This is a genomic window from Methylobacterium nigriterrae, assembly GCF_037106235.1.
Lineage (GTDB): Bacteria > Pseudomonadota > Alphaproteobacteria > Rhizobiales > Beijerinckiaceae > Methylobacterium > Methylobacterium nigriterrae.
Genome location: NZ_JBAWTG010000107.1, coordinates 1 through 15687 on the forward strand (window position 1 = coordinate 1; position 15687 = coordinate 15687).

The following is a 15687-nucleotide window of genomic DNA, read 5'->3' on the forward strand; positions in this document are numbered from 1 at the left end:
CGTTCCATGAGGTTCTTAGGCTTGGGGCGGGAGCCGTTCCAAAACTCCGTGATCAACGTCATTGGAACGGCCTCGGAACATTCCACACGGGTGAGCCCTGTTGGAACGCGGACGTAGCGAGATACCTCAATCCCCATCCTCGCTGTTGAGTTCGCAGGCGCCACCAGCGCGGCAGTGGCTCCGGCATCGTCTGGCATGAGGAACCATACGATTGGCCGACGATGGCAAGACCGCCCGCGGATGTTCTTGGTATGGGCGCGGCCAGTCGCCAACGGCTCTCTTCGTTCCGCCGGCGCTTAAGGGCAAGGCATACGCCTTCACACGACTCAGGTAGGGTAGGAAGGCACGTGCCACGGTTTTTCTTCGACATCCACGATGGTGATTTCATCCACGACGATGTGGGACATGACCTCCCCAACCTGAAAACGGTTCGCGCTGAGGCGCAGCGTGCCCTTGCCGGAATGGCCGCGACTAAGCCACCGGACGCGAATGCCATTCAGATCCGGGTGGACGTTCGGGATGACAGCGGCAAGCGCGTCGTGATGGCTTCACTTCTGTCGGTGATTGAGGACGCTCCATAACGCCCAATCCGTGCGAAAGGACCGGGATCGCCCGGCATTTTGATTTCCAGACACACAAACCTAACAGGTTGAAGTGTCCGGGAAAACGGTCGTTTTCCTGCCATAGCATTTTGCGCCGTTTGGAATGGCCCGATAGGGCGAGCCCTGTTGGAAAAGTGCCGCTTGCTTCCGGAGAGGTGGCTTAAGGCAAAGCTCGTGCGGTGGCGGACGAAGCCCTTAAAAATCAGTGACTCGAAAGCTTAGCCGTTCACGAACGAGCAGGAACCTGCTCTGATGCCAATCTGATAGGCGGGGCTCGACCATGGCGGTTCTTCGTACCCTTCGCATGCAGCTGGAAACCGAGGCAGGTCTGACGGGGCTGTTCGCCTTCGTGTTCCTGGTCATCGCGGCAGATTGCGCGGTGACCGCGTACGGAGTGCTCGCCCAGTAGACGCCTGAGCGGCAAACGACGATCCAGGCGCGGTCCTTGCGCTTGCCTGCAGGCCGCTCCGATCAGCGGCTGCCTTCCTTCAGCTGGAACGCCGAGCCCGGCAATGGCCGCTATGGGTGGTGAATGGAAGTTGGCTTAACGCCCGAAACCAGACCTTCGGCTCTGCGCCAAAGCCGCCTCGTGGGACTCGCTTGTTGATGGAACGAAGGGGCCGCTCTGGTGCCCCTCTCAATGATCACGGCTGGGACAGGATGCGCTCGCGTCTGCCGATACGAACGCCCTGCCTCATGCCCCGAAGACAAAACGCGTTCCGACCGCTGAATGGATGACTTTGTCGGGCATCTCAGCCCGGACTAGGTCGTAAAATCTTTCGCCTGCACAGTGGCCTGGTATCAGATAGTCGGGATTGAGTTCCTTGAACGCCGCGATGACCTGCCGGATGTAATCGTCGCCCAGCGGCGGCACGATGTGGAAGCCGCCGATGAGCGCATGCACCTTCTGGACGCCGGAAGCGACTTGTGCCTGCCTGATCGTATTGATGACGCCGCGGTGACTGCAGGACGTCAGCACGACCAGCCCCTTTCCTTTAACGACATAGCTTGTGGCGATCTCATGCTCGAAATCGTCGGGAATGAAAGCACCAGTGTTCTTCGCTGGCGAGACCTTCTCCGGGAAACATCCAAACCCGTTGACGATCCCGACCTTCTCGCGGCTTGGGCGCAGCGGCTTTTCGAAACCGCTCAGCGCGATCTTGCCCGTGGTGAAGGCGTGATTAGCCACGACGGCCGGCCCTTCCGCCATCATAAGTGAAAGGTCGGCCTCCACGATGGCCTTGCGATCGAGCGCGCCATACTGGCCAGCAGCGGTTTCGCGCGTGCAGAAGCAATCCTCGCCACCGATGAAGAAAGGAAGTCCCTTCTTGAGCTTGCCCTTGTTCGCCGACAAAAAACCGACCAGCCCGCCGAAATGATCATAATGGCCGTGGCTCAGCACCATGGCATCGATGCTCGCCGGGTCGATCTTTAGGACCGACATGTTGTTGAGGAGAGTGCTCGGCTGGTAGCCGAAGTCGATCAGGATATTGCGCACCTCGTTATCGCGCCGCGACTGGGCATGCATCGAGAGGCCCCACTCGCCGATCAGGTCCACGTTCGGAGGGGCATCCTTGCTCAGATTGCCGCCCGGATTTCGCTCGATGGTCAGCCCATCGCGCTGTTCGGTTGGAATGAACTTGATGAGCTGATTATCTGTGACGATCCGCACCGCGAGACTGTCGATCTCCGGCGGCTTGGAGCCCAGCGCTTGCGCTTGTGCGGTTTGCGAGGTGCTGACCAACGTGCCGATCAATGCGGTCACAAATCCGGCACCGCCTGCGCAAAGCAAGCCGCGTCTGGATATGAATGAGGCAAGCGAATTGCAATTGCAGGAGCCGAACTGCATGACTTGGCCCTCGGCGCAGCAGCTGTCCAGAAGAAAACAATGCGCCTGGATTGGTCGTCGTGCAACGGAAATTCTCAAGCGTGCAGCTTGTCGCAGAACGTGAAGCGATTGCCGATCCGGGTCACGTTGCCAGTTCTATTGTCCCCATGGGTCAGGAGCTGCAAGAACGCTAGACAGGAGGAGCGTTCGCTTTGCCGCGGACTCGCTCAAAAATAGACAATCCATCTACGACCAGCTGCTGTCGTTCAGGACCAGTCAGACGACCAAAAAGCGGACCTTCCGAAGGCCCGCAAAGGGCCAGAAGCTTCCATAACGCCCAATCAGCGAAAGCGGGTCAGTCCGGGTAGAAGCCTGCACCGATCAGTCCTGGCGTCCCATCGATCGTCGTCTCTCTGACGTAGCTCCATTTCTCAGACGGGTACCTCTGTCCAGGCTTCGGGAACATATAATCGACCCAACCCGACCCATTAGTCTGAACAACTTCTATGAGATCTCCGACGAAAGGCTTGCCATCGGCGTCCTTCTCCTTCAGCCGGATCGTTCCTTCCCGCTGTGGAAATTCAACATTGAGAAGGATCTTCCCGTTAAAATCAAGAGCAAATAGATAAACGTCATCGAACCGCCATTCGCTGTCGCGTCTTCTGAATTCAGAGAAAGCCGCCTTTCCTCGGGTCTCTACCAATGCCGCAGCCTTATTAACCATCGCCTCAATCCGCGCAGCTTCCCCATCCGTTTGGGGAGGTTGCTGCAGGTCAGCAGAACTTGCTGCCGTCACCATGAGAAATGCAACGCAGGGCAGAATGCACTTGAGCATGTTACGGCTCCTGCACAGGCCGCAGTCTGCGGAACTGAGGCACAAAGCGAGCCGACGCGCATTATCACAGATCACGCAAGCTTGACCGCCTACGCCTGACGAGCCAACGCTGCCCTTCCATAATTCCCCTTACGCGAATTATTCGAGGGCCCGCGCACGCGAGAACGGGCTTATGGAACCTGCCCGCCCACGACCTTGTGCACGGCCGCGTCCGCCCGCAAACTGCCGATGCCGGCGCGGTTGTCCTCCCTTCCCAGGACGCTGGGCCCGCCGGCCGGACCGAACTTGCGGGGGTGGCCAGCACGACCGGCCGCCTCCGTCCTCTCGCCCGGTCCTGTGTGCCCTCTCAACGGATTGCGGGCCCCGACCACGGGGCGCAGCATCGTCGCGCGCCCTGGCACGCGATGATCCGGGGTGGCAGGCACCGGCCGCGCGCGTTGCCCCCTCACAGAGCGCGCTGCGGTCGGTGACCCCGCCGGCCGCGTCCAAGCCAGTCGGCGGCAAGGGTTAACTGGGCCCTAACCCATCGCCGGCATGCCCCGACGCTATGCTTGCTTCACTCCCGCCCCGGCCGGCTCTGTCGCCTGTTCAGGCATGGCGCGACGCGCTCGCGTCCATGAAGACGACCGCGCTGCCCTGCCCTGGGTTAACCGGCAGCAAGTGGGCAGTCCTGCACGAGGCGGCGCTCGATGCGCTGGACCGGTTCGGGGCAGAGCTGTCCGAGCACGAGCGGACCGCGCCCGAGTTGTTCGGCGTGCATCCGAACGTCGGCATCATTCGCTCCGATTACTGCGGCGCGCTCATGCTGAGCGGCGAGAAGGCCACGGCCATCTCGGCTGACCGGATCAGGTTCAAGCTGACCGCCTACTATCGGCATGTGCCCGGCTGCGGCGTCGGGGTGCCGATCTGGGCGTTCAAGGGATGAGACAGCGCCGACCGGGCTCAGAACAACCGGTTATCGGCCCTGCACGGCCCAGAGCCGCGCCCTAGCTTGGCTGGCATGACGACAAACCAGACCGTCAATGAACTGCTGGGGCAGGGGCTGATCTCTCAGGAGGACGCAGCCGCGGCCGTCGATGCGGCTGCGGTCGCACCATCCACCCGCCTCTTGCCCGTCGGCATGGCCTACACGCTGAACCTCGCCAGCTTCCTGCGCGTGCACCCCTTCGTGGGTAAGACGCTGAGAGACCCTGACGCGAGCCAAACGCTTAAGAGGGCGGCTCTAAGCAAGGTCATCCTCACGGCACGGTTGGAGGCGCGATGAGCCCGGTTCGTTTTTCTCCGCCTTGGTCAGCACCCACCTTTACGGTGAGCGGGGCGCTGATCGTGCTGGGATGGTTCGTGGCCGCGCTGACGTGGCTCACCCATTGACCAAACCCGACGTTTCCCTGCGCGCCGGACAAGTATGACGCGACCTACCTGGATTGGTCGGGCGGCTGGCGCAGCGGGCGACGGCTGCGCGGAACAGATTTTATGGAACCCAGATCCTGCCCCACCTCGCGCGAGGCCGTGCCCGTTCTTTGCGCTTGCCGTCCCGCGCCACTGGGCCAAGCTTGACCGTGCGCCCCACGCGCGATCCTCGGGGTGGCAGTCACCGGCCCGGCACGTCACTGCCCATCGACGATGCTGCGGTCGGTGACCCGCTCCATAGTGGCCCTTGCGCGAACTGGGCGGCTCCATAGCGCCCAGCCAGCGAATGGGCCGGGATCGCACGGCATTTTGATTTCCAGACACCCAAACCTAACAGGTTTAAGTGCCTGGGAAACCGTCGTTTTTCTGGCATCGATGAGCAATGCGTGGAGTGCACGCTGGGACCGGGACGGATGATCCTCCAGCGCTCGCGCAAGAAGCGTCTGGCGACCGCCAGATCGCGCCCGGCGCTCAGCAGGAGGTTCGCCGGCGAGTATGTTTGTCGATGGCCTGGTACTTGTAAGAGCTCTCGCGCGGATCTCTATCTTCTACCCAGCGCCTTCATTCCGCGCAGTCGCGGCCTCTTCGTGATATAAAATTGGTATTGTGCGCAATTTGACCATGATCATTCGGTGAGGTTCAAATGCTTGTCGCACCTCCACAGCCAAGCTAATCTAAAGTAACCTTGCATGGGGCTGGAGGGTTCATAATGGCAATGCTCGGGTCGCCTACGGCCGTCGGACCAATTAGCCCATGCAACGGAAAAATAAGAGTACAGAATCAACTGCCGGGAGCGGCTGTTGAGGTGTTCGCGTATAGTGTTGGAGCAGGATCCTCGACGAGCACGCTAGTTGCTTCTGATGTCGCGCCGACTTCCGACCATTTTTTCGATATAATTCCAGGCATTCAGCTTAATCCTGGAGACATGATAGTCGCTCAGCAGACCATAGGTGGAGACTTTGGCCCTCACCTCCCTGCCGAGTTCGGGGTAGAGGTTATGCATAAACCTCGCCCGGAAGACCTCATTGGACTTTTCACGAGCGAAACCCTTCTTGAATGCGGTGGCTGTCTGTGGGTCGATGGTGTTTTTCCGGGGGCTTCTGTCACGCTCCAAATCAACAACAATACACCGCAGACCGCCGACACTGAGACTGAAAGCGTCAAATTTCAGCTACCGGCCGGCCAGCGATTGAAGTCCACGGACACCTTGAAGGTTTCGCAGGTCGCCTGCGGTCTTCCGGGGAATACAATTAGCCTTGCTGCTCCGCTAGCTCAGGCGCGACCGGAGCATGCTATCGCAGCTCCAGAGTTACAGATGCCGCTTGTAGAATGCCAATCCGTCATCAGGTTCTCAAAAGTAATGCCCGGAGCCCAGGTTTTAATACGGCACGGAAATGACGAATATCGAGTTTGCATCGGCCGAACAGAGGGTGCGGTGCGCCTGAAGAGAAAACTAGAAAAGAAGGACAATCTCTCTATAAGTCAATCATTCCCTCTTTGCGAGATAAGTGGCGACAAGATATCCCAAAGCGTCGAAGATTTACTTCCTGCGCCGCCGAGCATTCGTGCGCCGGTTTGCGAGGGAGACAGAATTATTCACCTCGGCGGCCTTTTCGACGACGCTCTTGTCGAGATCGAGGCCGACGGAGAAGTCATTTGCCGCTCTGGGGCATCCGGCGCGAACGCAAGCCCAGGCGTGCCGTCCCTTATTGGGCGTAAAGTGCTGCGCGCTCGACAATCCGTCTGTGGGAGCCGCGATGACGCTTGGAGCGATTGGAGTTCTCCTCGGCACGTGCGCAAGCTCGGCCCACAGCTTCGCCCGGAGATAGTGCAACCACTGTTCGCAGGGGGGTGTGCGGTCGGAGTTCTGAACGTCACGAGGGGCGCGTTGGTGCAGGTTGTCTCGCCTCAAGGTGTTATCGGCGAAGCATACGGAAATGGTGATCGGCGACTTGATGTTAAGCTGTGGCATGTTCTGGTCGACGGCGACCTAATCAAACTTAGAACACGCCATTGCGGAGTCTTGAAAACCTGGCCAGACGGGGCCAAGGTTACTCAAGATCTTGAGCTGAGATTGCCTGCATTGGCAAACCCCCTATGTGATTGCGGAGGGTCGGTCTTGGTGACGGCGATCTCTCCAGGTTCGATAGTGGAGGTATTTCGCGAAGTGCAACCTGGCTCCCTTGAATACCTCGGAGGCTGGAAAGCGGGCGATTCGACGGCCTCGGTGGATATAAGGAGAATGCAGGGTGGAGAAATTCTACGCGCTTCCCAACGCAGGGGCGCGCAGCGCAGCAACATGAGCTTTCCCGTCCCCGTCGCTAGTCCGCCCCACTGGACGTATAAACTCAACAGCGCAACACGTTTGTGTCAGTTGACTCAAGATGCAGATCCGGGAGACCGCCCACACCCGGTTCCTACGTCACAATACGGCATTGTGGGTACGGATTTGGGCGTACCCGTTGAACATGATGGCCGCCTTTATCTCTTCTTCGGCGACAGTGCGGAGTACGATGGCGAGGCGGACGGGGATCCTATCGCCTGGGTAACGACAGACGATCCTGACGAATTAGAGACAGAAGCGCCTGATGTGAATTGGCTGCTAAACAGCGGGGGCAAGTTTCATTGGTTAAGCATGGAGGGAAGCGGTCTCGGTAATTTCGAGGTGCCAACTGGCGGATTCAGCTATGATGGGCGCCTTCACATGTTCGTGGGAGTTCATAAAGTAGAAGACCCGAGCCGAATGACCGCATCGTTCCTGCTGACCCGCCAAAATTATGTTTGGGACTTTCTTATCACGCATTTCGTTTCTGACACGACGGGAGCCCCTTATCTGGAGATACTGCCTGACGGAACGAAGCGAGGTGTGCCTTATCCGGCCGGACGCTGGATGCTGCACATTTCGCCTACAGTCGTTCTAAACGCCGACTGGCCAGGCCTTCCCGCCTCCACGGGGGAAGGTTTGCTGATGTTCGCGTCTGCTGGCTACCGGGGCGTCACGGACACGCTTCCTGAAGAGCAGGCGACCGGCAACGTTTACCTTGCATGGGCACCGCTCACGCGCGGAGCTGCAACGGCACGCAGTGCCATCCCCGGCCCTGAAAATTGGATGTTCCTCGTAGGGCTCCAAAACGCCACACCTGCGTGGGCGAAGCTGGCGGCGGGAGCCAAGCCGATGCCGCTCTTGCCGGCAGTCCCCGTTCCACGACTCCTGGGAGAAATCTCGGCGGTATGGTATCCTGAGTTACGGCGCTGGGTCCTAGCTGGGTCGGTTCAGGCTCCGGCCAATGTTTCACGTACGCCTTGGGGCCCTTGGTCACCGTGTGAATGGCTCTGTGACGCTTCACGAGCGGACCGGGATGCCGGGAACAACAATCCGGCCAATGGAATAGGCGTTTGGACAACAATGGGCGTGTCATACGCACCCTACCTGATTAGGAGGTGGTTTAAGTGGGACCGCTCGACGAGAAATGCTACCCTGTACTTCACACTTTCTGGATTTGACGACAGAGAAGGGAAAGAAAAGTACCAACCTCAGTTAATACGATCAAACATCGAGTGCTGGTCCGTCCCCTAGAGCGTGTTACGCACCAGCGCTAAACCAATGAACAGCAACAAACTTTCTGTCCAGCATCCAATTGGATTGACGAGCGATCACAGACACTTAGGCCCAGGTCCGTAACACGCTCCAGTGCTTAGGCATCGTGAGGGCTTTCCACTGGAATTGAACATGGGTATTGGCCGGCGGAGGGCACTCAATACTGCGGCTACGGTCGCTCTTATCACTGCCGTCGCCGTGTTCAGTTGCACACACCTGAACGCGGCGCGCGCGGCAGAGCCGTTCGGCACCTGGCTCACCGAGGATGGCCGCGCCCGTGTCCGGACCGAGCGGTGCGGTTCGGACAGCACCCGCCTGTGCGGCTACGTTGTGTGGGGCAGCAAGCCGCTGGACGAGAACGGAACACCGAAGACCGACCGATACAACCCGGACCCGAGCAAGCAGGGTCGGCTGCAACTCGGCCATCAGATGCTGCTCGGGCTGAAGCCAAACGGCGAAGGGCACTACGAGGGCAAGGTCTACAACGCCGACAATGGAAAGTTCTATGACGTGAGCGTGTGGAGCGATGAGCCCGCAACGCTGACTGTGAAAGGCTGCATGCTGGTGTTCTGCGCTTCGCAGGTTTGGAAGCGCGTCATCGATATCGCGCCGGGCCAGCTTCAAGGAGCGACCAACGCCGCGGGCGGCCCGCGCTCCGACCCGGAATGGACCGCCAAGGCTGCGGCAACGGGAAACGCCCCTGCTCGCAAGGGACAACCGACAGAAGGAACGGCCACACGACCGAAATAAGCGTTTGTGCCTCTGTAGGGCGCCCGTCAATGGGGCGTGATGGTGTGGACGCCCCCCGGCGCGCCTCCGCGTTCAGCTTTCTTGGCATATTGTAGCGCTGCGGCTCCGTCGCCGTGTCGCCAGGACTATGCCTATGCCCCGCTCGCTGTTCGCCGCTACTCTCGCCGTGATCTTCACAACGGCGTCCGGCTCCGCATTCGCCCTTACTACGAAGGAGTGCTCGGCCAAGTACCAAGAGGCCAAGAAGGCCGGCACGCTCGGCAGCATGAAGTGGAACGACTTCCGCAAGGCCGAGTGCGGAGCAGCCCCGGATACCGCCCCGGCAACGGTGCAGAACCCGCTTGCACCGGGGGCTACAAGGGCCACGCCGACGCCTACCGCCACGACTGCAAAGCCTGCACCCGTTCCGGCTCCTAGCACCGCCACGACACCGGCCAAGCCGTCCGCCCCGCTGGCTCCGGCCACGGCGGGCTCGGCCGTGTTCCCGAAGGCGGTCGACCCGAAATACGCCAGCGAGTCACCCGGCAAGGCACGCCAGCACACCTGCCTGGACCAGTACAACGCCAACAAGGCAGCCGGCGGCACGGGCAACGGTGGCCTGAACTGGATCCAGAAGGGCGGCGGCTACTACTCCGAGTGCAACAAGCGCCTGAAGGGCTGAAGCGCTACCGCACCCAGCTCGCCACACCGCCGTGCCTTGAGCATGTCCCACGGTGGGTATGGCTGAAGCTCCAAGTCCGATCCCGACAGTGCGCCGATGCACCGTCGGGCTTTGATCCGTCCCGCGTATGTGCCGGTTGGTGGACGGATGAACCGTCACGGCTCAGATAGTGGCCGTGACGGTCGAGGCTGCTCTCTTCCGGCTCGCGGACCTCACGGGCCGCGGCATTACCTGCCACGCCCCCGAGGACGCACCCGAGCACCACGAGCTGTAGCCACGCTGTGCCCGGTCTTTTTGCGATCAGCCGGCGCATGGCTTTCAGTGGTCCGCGCCCCGCGTGCCGACCGCGCCGGTGTAGGAGTTCACGTTGCCACGCGTGCTGTAATTATCAAGCTGGGTACCGTTCGGGTTCGTCGAGTGATGGGGCGCAACATAAGTGCCGTGCGAATTCGTGTATCCGGACACCGAATGGCTGTGACTACTGGACCCTGTGCCACTCATGCCGTGACCGCCGCCGCGAGCGGAAACCATTGTTGTAGATGCAAGAAGGGCGACGAAGATTACTGCCATTCTCATGGCGCGTTCCTCTTTCTCTGATGGCCAGCCGCAGACGGACCGCCGAATGAACCAGGGTTCACTGGCGGCTTATCGAGACCGTGAGGGGATAGGCTGAGTTAAGGGGGGAAGGCTTAGGCTCACTTCCCGCCGGGCCGGCTATCGGCAGACCGTCCACCACACCGAGAACCGTCGCTGGCTCGGTCGTAGGAATGCTGGCAATCCGCGAGCGCTGCTCCTGCGGTGGCGACCGTAAGTGCAAGCGCAAGAATAATCTTTTTCATTTTTGGCTTCTCCCCCTCTTATGGCCCAGCGCTGAAATGTGCTCGGGCTCGGAGCCGAACCTTCGCAGCTGCTCGCGCTCTGGTTGTTCTTATGGCCAAGCTTCAACTTTTGATAGGGGCGGCAGAAGTGTCTGGTTACTGAGCTGTAGAAAATTGCGCAGCAAACCGGGGCATTGAGCCCGCCTCGGAAAGTGAAGCCGGAGGCGCGGGGTCATTCCCCTGCACTGGGCGCCTCACGTGCGCGAAACAGCAGCTACCACGGGCTGCCTTGCCCTGACGCTTGGCGCTGCCGAGGGCACCCAATGCGGTGAGCGCCGCGAGCAGCAGGACAGCCACCGCCCAGAGGCCGAGCAGCAGCAGATCAGTCCGGGACGTGAGCTAATCCATGTCGCCGAGCGCGGCGCCGTGGACGAGCATCAGCAGGAGGGCGATGGACGGGCAAAACGCGCTCGTGAGGAAGACAAACATCCCGAGCCGCCGCATCGGCCGTCCTCCGCCGCGCTGGGCCCTACCAGCTCCGCCTTACGCCTCGGCTTGGCCGGCACCCTTCGGCTTGCGCCCACCCTTCGGCTTGGATGAGGGGGCGGGTTCACCCGCAGATTTCCGGCGCTGCTGACCAAGGCCCATGGCCCCGGCAAGCTCCGAGCGCTGGGCGGAGTAGTTGGCGGCCACCATCGGATAATCGGCAGGAAGCCCGTAGCGCTGGCGGTAGCTGTAGGGGTCGAGCCCATGCTTCCTAAGGTGGCGCTTGAGCGTCTTGTAGGGCTTGCCGTCGATGAAGCTGATGAGATGGTCCGGCGTGACCGAGTTGCGGATCTGCGCGGGGGTGGGTTTCTCGACTGCATCCGCCGGATCAGCAGCTTTGCCCAATCCGGTGAGCGCAGCGTGGACGCCGGCGATCACCTCCGGCAGGTCGGTGACCCGAACCGCGTTGTTCGAGACGTAGGCTGAGACGATCTGCGCCGCGAGATCGACAGCGTTCGCCTGCGGCAGCGCAGCATCGTCTTCCATCGCCTGCCCCGAGCATTTGCCTGTGCGGCTGCACCTCAGCCTGAATTCGGCTGAAGCACAAGAACGCGTCAGAGAGAATTAACCGTGATCTTGAGCCCGGCGCTTCTGCCCCCGGACGGGGGCGGTCGCGCCGCCGCGCTCCGAGGAGCCGTTTGCCGCCGCTTGACGCCCCGGTCCGAACGCCAGACGATTTGTTATCGTGCGTTCGAGGGCGGGCATGGACGTGGTTGTTACGCCCGTGAGCGACGGGGACACGTGGTCGCTCACCGACCGGCGCGGGGCGCCCCTCGGCGCAATTCGGAAAACCGCCGGGACGGACACGTTCACTATCGTGGCGGAGCCGGAGAGCCCGCTCTACGGCATGCCCGCCCATCACGCCTCCCTCGACGCCGCCTTGGCGGCCATCGAGCAGCACACGGGCAGCGTCTGCGAACTCGATCACAACCTGAAGGACTGACTGTCGTGTGTTCGGAGGCGTGACCATGGACGTGGTGGTCACCCCGGTCGGGTCGGCGCAATCGGCCGGCGGCACGTGGCGCCTGGAGGACCGGCTCGGGCGTGTCCTCGGCGCGATCCGGCAGATCCCGTGGACGAACGAGTTCTCCATCGTGTCGGAGCCGGGCAGCCGGCTCTACGGCGTGCCTGCCCTGCACGCCTCCCTCGATGCCGCCCTGACCGCCATCGAGAAGCGTCTCGGCGGAACCTGCGAACTCGTCGGCGGCCCGGAGCACTGAGCCGATGCCTTCTCTCCCCATGCTCGCGGAGCCCTCTCCGAGCCCCGCGCCGACCTCGTCCTGCGCGCGGCCGACCCTGACGTGGCCTTCGTCGAACTCTGGCTCAACCGGCAGGCGAGCCCACACACCCGCCGCAACTACGCCCGGCAGATCACAGCCTTCCGGCGCCACGTCGGCAAGCCGCTAGCGGCCGTCACGCATCAGGCGGGCTCAAAAAGGAAGGTATTTGCGACTGCCTCGGGGCCGCAGGGTTTCGGCGGATCGCCGGGCGGGCCCGCAGTCTCAAAACCTGTCTCGAAGGCCGGGTCTCATTTCATCGCCTGTGAGGCGAGTTCCGAGACTGCAACAGCGCCGGCCGCGCTCGGAGGTTGGGCCAAGCCGCCGGCTCTCGGCTGTTTCCGCCACCTGCCGAGTGGGCGAGACCGCCTGAATGCTCAAAGAGCGGCCTGTCGGTACGAGTAGCACACGCCAGCTAGGCCGTCGGTTCGCTTAGGATGGTTCATATGCTGGCGGTTCAGTTTGAACGGTCAAGCCGGGCTTATTGAACCAGCCGAAGGATGGTTCGCTTGGAGCATACCCAAAACGCACCATGCGGGTCGGCTGCTATGGGTGGAATGCTGACCGACTGCTCCTTGGCGTGCCATGCGCTACAGCAGACATCGGCGGAGTGCTCGTACTGCCCACACCGCGGTCAGCATCACAAGCCTGACTTCATCCATGCCCGCGTCTCGGAGAGGATCTCGTCCGATAGCGCTGGGTCGTCGACCGCACGCGCGAGGATCAGCGCGCCGAGCATGGCCGCATAGGTGCCGATGGCCTCGCGTCGCCGGTTCTTCGTGACCGAAGCGGGAAGGGCGGCCTCGACGCTCCCGATGTTCGAGCGGATACCGAATGTCATGGCGGAGCGCGCGGGCGCCGGTCGGAGGCGGACATCCGCCGCGAGGGCGGCCATCGGACAGCCACCGGCGGCGTCATCCCGGTGAGCCGGGGAGAGATAGGCCGCCAGGAAGGCCGGAAGGCCGGCACCCGAACTGGTCTTCTCGGCCGCCGCATGCGCGATGGCGTGCGCCAACAGGTCTTCCTTCGATGCAAAGTGACCGTAGAAGCCGCCGTGCGTGAGGCCGGCGGCCTTCATCACCTCGGCCACGCCCACGGCCTCGTAGCCCTTCTCGCGGAACAGGCGGCTAGCCTCCGTCAGGATGCGCCGGCGGTTCTCGCGCATCTGTTCCTGGGTCACCCGCATGGCGAAAAATCCCCGCTGAAGCCGTTGACACTAATATGATCGCGATCATATTTGTTTTCAATCATGATCGCGATCATGAATATCGTCTCGCTTCCGAGGGACCGTGCCATGTCGACCAAGCCCACCGTCCTCGTCACCGGCGCCTCGTCCGGCATCGGCGCCACGTATGCCGACCGGTTCGCGCGGCGCGGCCACGACCTCGTGCTGGTCGCCCGCGACACAGCCCGGATGGACGCCCTCGCCGACCGTCTCCACGAGGAGACCGGAGTGGCCATCGACGTGGTGCGGGCCGACCTCACCGACGCGACGCACATGCGTGCCGTCGAGGCACGCCTGCGGGACGACAATCGCATCGGCATCTTGATCAACAACGCCGGCGCGAACGTCGGCGGCGGCTTCGCCGACCAGTCGCCGGACGACATCGAGCGCCTCGTCACCCTGAACGCCACCTCGGTGATGCGCCTCGCACGCGCCGTCGCGCCGCGTTTCGCCGAGGCCGGCGAGGGCGCCATCGTCAACATCGGGTCCGTCGTCGGGCTGGTGCCGGAGTTCGGCTCGACGGTGTACGGCGCGACCAAGGCCTTCGTGCAGTTCCTGTCCCAGGGCCTGGCGCATGAGCTCGGCCCGAAGGGCGTCTACGTCCAGGCCGTCCTGCCGGCGGCCACCCGCACCGAGATCTGGAGCCGCTCCGGCGCCGACGAAGCCTCGCTCCCGCCGATGATGGAGGTGGGCGCCCTCGTCGACGCCGCCCTCGCCGGTTTCGACCGGCGCGAGCCGGTGACAATCCCGCACCTCCACGACGCCGGCCAGTGGGACGCCTTCCAGGCCGCGCGCCAGGCGATGATCCCGGGTTTCGGCACGGTCGAGCCGGCCCCGCGCTACGCCCCGGCCGCGTAACCCCATCCAAGCCCCCGAGTTCGGAGACCGTAGTTCCGTGAAGGCGTTCATCCTCGACCGATACAAGAAGAGGCAGCCGCTGCGCCTCGGCGACCTGCCGGAGCCCACGATGGGGCCCGGCGACGTCCTGATCGAGATCGCAGCGGCCGGGCTCAACGTCCTGGACGCCAAGATCCGCAGCGGCGGGTTCAAGGTGATCCTGCCCTACAAGCCGCCCTTCGTGCTGGGACACGACCTCGCCGGCACGGTGATCCGGGTCGGGTCGGGGGTGCGCCGGTTCAAGGTGGGGGATGCGGTCTACGCGCGGCCACGGGACGGTCGCATCGGCACCCTCGCCGAGACCATCGCCGTCGACGAGGTCGATGTCGCCCTGAAGCCGAAGAACCTTTCGATGGCCGAGGCGGCCTCGATCCCCCTCGTCGGCCTCACGGCATGGCAAGCCCTGGTCGAGCACGCCAAGCTCAAGCGGGGCGACAAGGTGCTGATCCAGGCCGGCTCCGGCGGCGTCGGGACCTTCGCCATCCAGCTCGCTAAGCACCTCGGTGCGACAGTGGCGACCACCGCGAGCGCGGGGAACGCCGACCTCGTCAGAAGCCTCGGGGCCGATGTCGTCGTCGACTACAGGCGCGAGGACTTCGAGAAGGTCCTGTCGGGCTACGACGTCGTGCTTAACAGCCTCGACGGCGAAACGCTTCGCAAGTCCCTGACCATCCTGAAGCCGGGCGGGAAGCTGATCTCCATCTCCGGCCCGCCGGACCCGGCCTTCGCCAAGGCTCAAGGGCTGAACGCGTTCCTCGCACTGGTCATGCGCCTTTTGAGCTTCGGCATCCGTCGGAAGGCCAGGGCACGCGGGGTCAACTACGCGTTCCTGTTCATGCGGGCGAACGGAGCGCAGCTCGGGGAGATCGCGAAGCTGGTCGAGGCGGGGACGATCCGCCCAGTCGTGGACCGGGTCGTCCCGTTCGAGGCGACCAACGAGGCCCTGACCGAGCTTGAAGCCGGCCGGTCCAAGGGCAAGGTCGTGGTCGAGATCCGATGACCGAAGCATCCGACATGGACATGCCCCTCTCCCGATGGGCGTGATGGTGTGGACGCCCCCGACGGCATCAGCGTGCCAGAGTGGTGGTGTTAGAGCCCACTCCAGGAGGCGTCCATGAACCAGGTGAGCACCGTCGGCCTCGATCTCGCCAAGCACATCTTTCAGCTCCATGGGGCTGACAGCGCGGGCGCCGTGGTCTTTCGCAAGAAGCTGCGCCGCGGCCAGGTTCTCACCTTCCTT

The 15687-nt window shown here is 62.6% G+C and carries 17 protein-coding genes and 1 pseudogene; 13 read left to right on the forward strand and 5 right to left on the reverse strand.

What is annotated here, in order from left to right:
* Positions 1 to 347 precede the first annotated feature (347 nt).
* Complete coding sequence (locus tag WDW90_RS28665; protein ID WP_336490905.1) at positions 348 to 581, forward strand: DUF6894 family protein; 234 nt, start codon at positions 348 to 350, stop codon at positions 579 to 581.
* Between the two features lie 301 nt (positions 582 to 882).
* The gene (locus WDW90_RS28670; RefSeq protein WP_336490906.1) at positions 883 to 1011 is read left to right on the forward strand and encodes a hypothetical protein; all 129 of its coding nucleotides are present in this window, start codon (positions 883 to 885) and stop codon (positions 1009 to 1011) included.
* A 285-nt stretch (positions 1012 to 1296) separates the two neighbouring features.
* Here the strand turns inward: WDW90_RS28670 and WDW90_RS28675 are convergent, their stop codons facing one another.
* Positions 1297 to 2451, reverse strand: coding sequence for an MBL fold metallo-hydrolase (locus WDW90_RS28675; protein WP_336490907.1), 1155 nt, complete (start codon positions 2449 to 2451; stop codon positions 1297 to 1299).
* Between the two features lie 334 nt (positions 2452 to 2785).
* Entirely contained in the window at positions 2786 to 3265 is a 480-nt protein-coding gene (locus WDW90_RS28680) for a cache domain-containing protein (protein WP_336490908.1), read from the reverse strand.
* Positions 3266 to 3881: 616 nt separating this feature from the next.
* Between WDW90_RS28680 and WDW90_RS28685 the strand changes: the two genes are divergently transcribed.
* The 5 genes from WDW90_RS28685 (at position 3882) to WDW90_RS28705 (ending at position 9684) form a co-directional block, all read left to right on the forward strand.
* Positions 3882 to 4190, forward strand: a complete 309-nt coding sequence (locus tag WDW90_RS28685) for a hypothetical protein (RefSeq protein WP_336490909.1) — start codon at positions 3882 to 3884, stop codon at positions 4188 to 4190.
* A gap of 75 nt (positions 4191 to 4265) precedes the next feature.
* The gene (locus WDW90_RS28690) at positions 4266 to 4529 is read left to right on the forward strand and encodes a hypothetical protein (RefSeq protein WP_336490910.1); all 264 of its coding nucleotides are present in this window, start codon (positions 4266 to 4268) and stop codon (positions 4527 to 4529) included.
* Between the two features lie 951 nt (positions 4530 to 5480).
* Positions 5481 to 8252, forward strand: a complete 2772-nt coding sequence (locus tag WDW90_RS28695) for a glycoside hydrolase family 183 protein (RefSeq protein WP_336490911.1) — start codon at positions 5481 to 5483, stop codon at positions 8250 to 8252.
* A 153-nt stretch (positions 8253 to 8405) separates the two neighbouring features.
* The gene (locus WDW90_RS28700) at positions 8406 to 9023 is read left to right on the forward strand and encodes a DUF2147 domain-containing protein (protein ID WP_336490912.1); all 618 of its coding nucleotides are present in this window, start codon (positions 8406 to 8408) and stop codon (positions 9021 to 9023) included.
* A gap of 127 nt (positions 9024 to 9150) precedes the next feature.
* Positions 9151 to 9684, forward strand: coding sequence for a hypothetical protein (locus WDW90_RS28705; RefSeq protein WP_431311142.1), 534 nt, complete (start codon positions 9151 to 9153; stop codon positions 9682 to 9684).
* Between the two features lie 4 nt (positions 9685 to 9688).
* Here WDW90_RS28705 and WDW90_RS41260 read toward each other — a convergent pair whose 3' ends face one another.
* Together WDW90_RS41260 and WDW90_RS28715 are read right to left on the reverse strand one after the other, a co-directional pair.
* Entirely contained in the window at positions 9689 to 9850 is a 162-nt protein-coding gene (locus WDW90_RS41260) for a DUF3761 domain-containing protein (RefSeq protein ID WP_488803318.1), read from the reverse strand.
* Between the two features lie 1195 nt (positions 9851 to 11045).
* Positions 11046 to 11534, reverse strand: a complete 489-nt coding sequence (locus tag WDW90_RS28715; protein ID WP_336490915.1) for a Ros/MucR family transcriptional regulator — start codon at positions 11532 to 11534, stop codon at positions 11046 to 11048.
* Between the two features lie 217 nt (positions 11535 to 11751).
* On the opposite strand from WDW90_RS28715, the gene WDW90_RS28720 reads away from it, so the two are divergent.
* The 3 genes from WDW90_RS28720 to WDW90_RS28730 all read left to right on the forward strand — a co-directional run bounded on the left by WDW90_RS28720 (position 11752) and on the right by WDW90_RS28730 (position 12730).
* Positions 11752 to 11991 carry a hypothetical protein gene (locus WDW90_RS28720; RefSeq protein ID WP_336490126.1) on the forward strand — a complete coding sequence of 80 codons (240 nt, stop codon included), beginning with the start codon at positions 11752 to 11754 and terminating at the stop codon, positions 11989 to 11991.
* 25 nt (positions 11992 to 12016) lie between these two features.
* Positions 12017 to 12268 (forward strand): hypothetical protein, encoded by a 252-nt coding sequence (locus WDW90_RS28725; RefSeq protein WP_336490916.1) that lies wholly within the window; start codon positions 12017 to 12019, stop codon positions 12266 to 12268.
* Between the two features lie 81 nt (positions 12269 to 12349).
* Positions 12350 to 12730 carry a site-specific integrase gene (locus WDW90_RS28730; RefSeq protein WP_336490917.1) on the forward strand — a complete coding sequence of 127 codons (381 nt, stop codon included), beginning with the start codon at positions 12350 to 12352 and terminating at the stop codon, positions 12728 to 12730.
* 235 nt (positions 12731 to 12965) lie between these two features.
* On the opposite strand, the gene WDW90_RS28735 is transcribed toward WDW90_RS28730, so the two are convergent.
* Positions 12966 to 13511 carry a TetR/AcrR family transcriptional regulator gene (locus tag WDW90_RS28735; RefSeq protein ID WP_336490918.1) on the reverse strand — a complete coding sequence of 182 codons (546 nt, stop codon included), beginning with the start codon at positions 13509 to 13511 and terminating at the stop codon, positions 12966 to 12968.
* A 108-nt stretch (positions 13512 to 13619) separates the two neighbouring features.
* Here WDW90_RS28735 and WDW90_RS28740 point away from each other — a divergent pair, with 108 nt between their 5' ends.
* From WDW90_RS28740 to WDW90_RS28750, 3 genes and pseudogenes are all read left to right on the forward strand, one after another.
* Positions 13620 to 14408, forward strand: a complete 789-nt coding sequence (locus WDW90_RS28740; protein WP_336490919.1) for an SDR family NAD(P)-dependent oxidoreductase — start codon at positions 13620 to 13622, stop codon at positions 14406 to 14408.
* Between the two features lie 37 nt (positions 14409 to 14445).
* On the forward strand, positions 14446 to 15447 hold the full coding sequence (locus WDW90_RS28745; protein ID WP_336490920.1) for an NADP-dependent oxidoreductase: 1002 nt from the start codon (positions 14446 to 14448) through the stop codon (positions 15445 to 15447).
* A gap of 114 nt (positions 15448 to 15561) precedes the next feature.
* Positions 15562 to 15687, forward strand: a pseudogene (locus WDW90_RS28750) (IS110 family transposase); the annotation flags it as partial.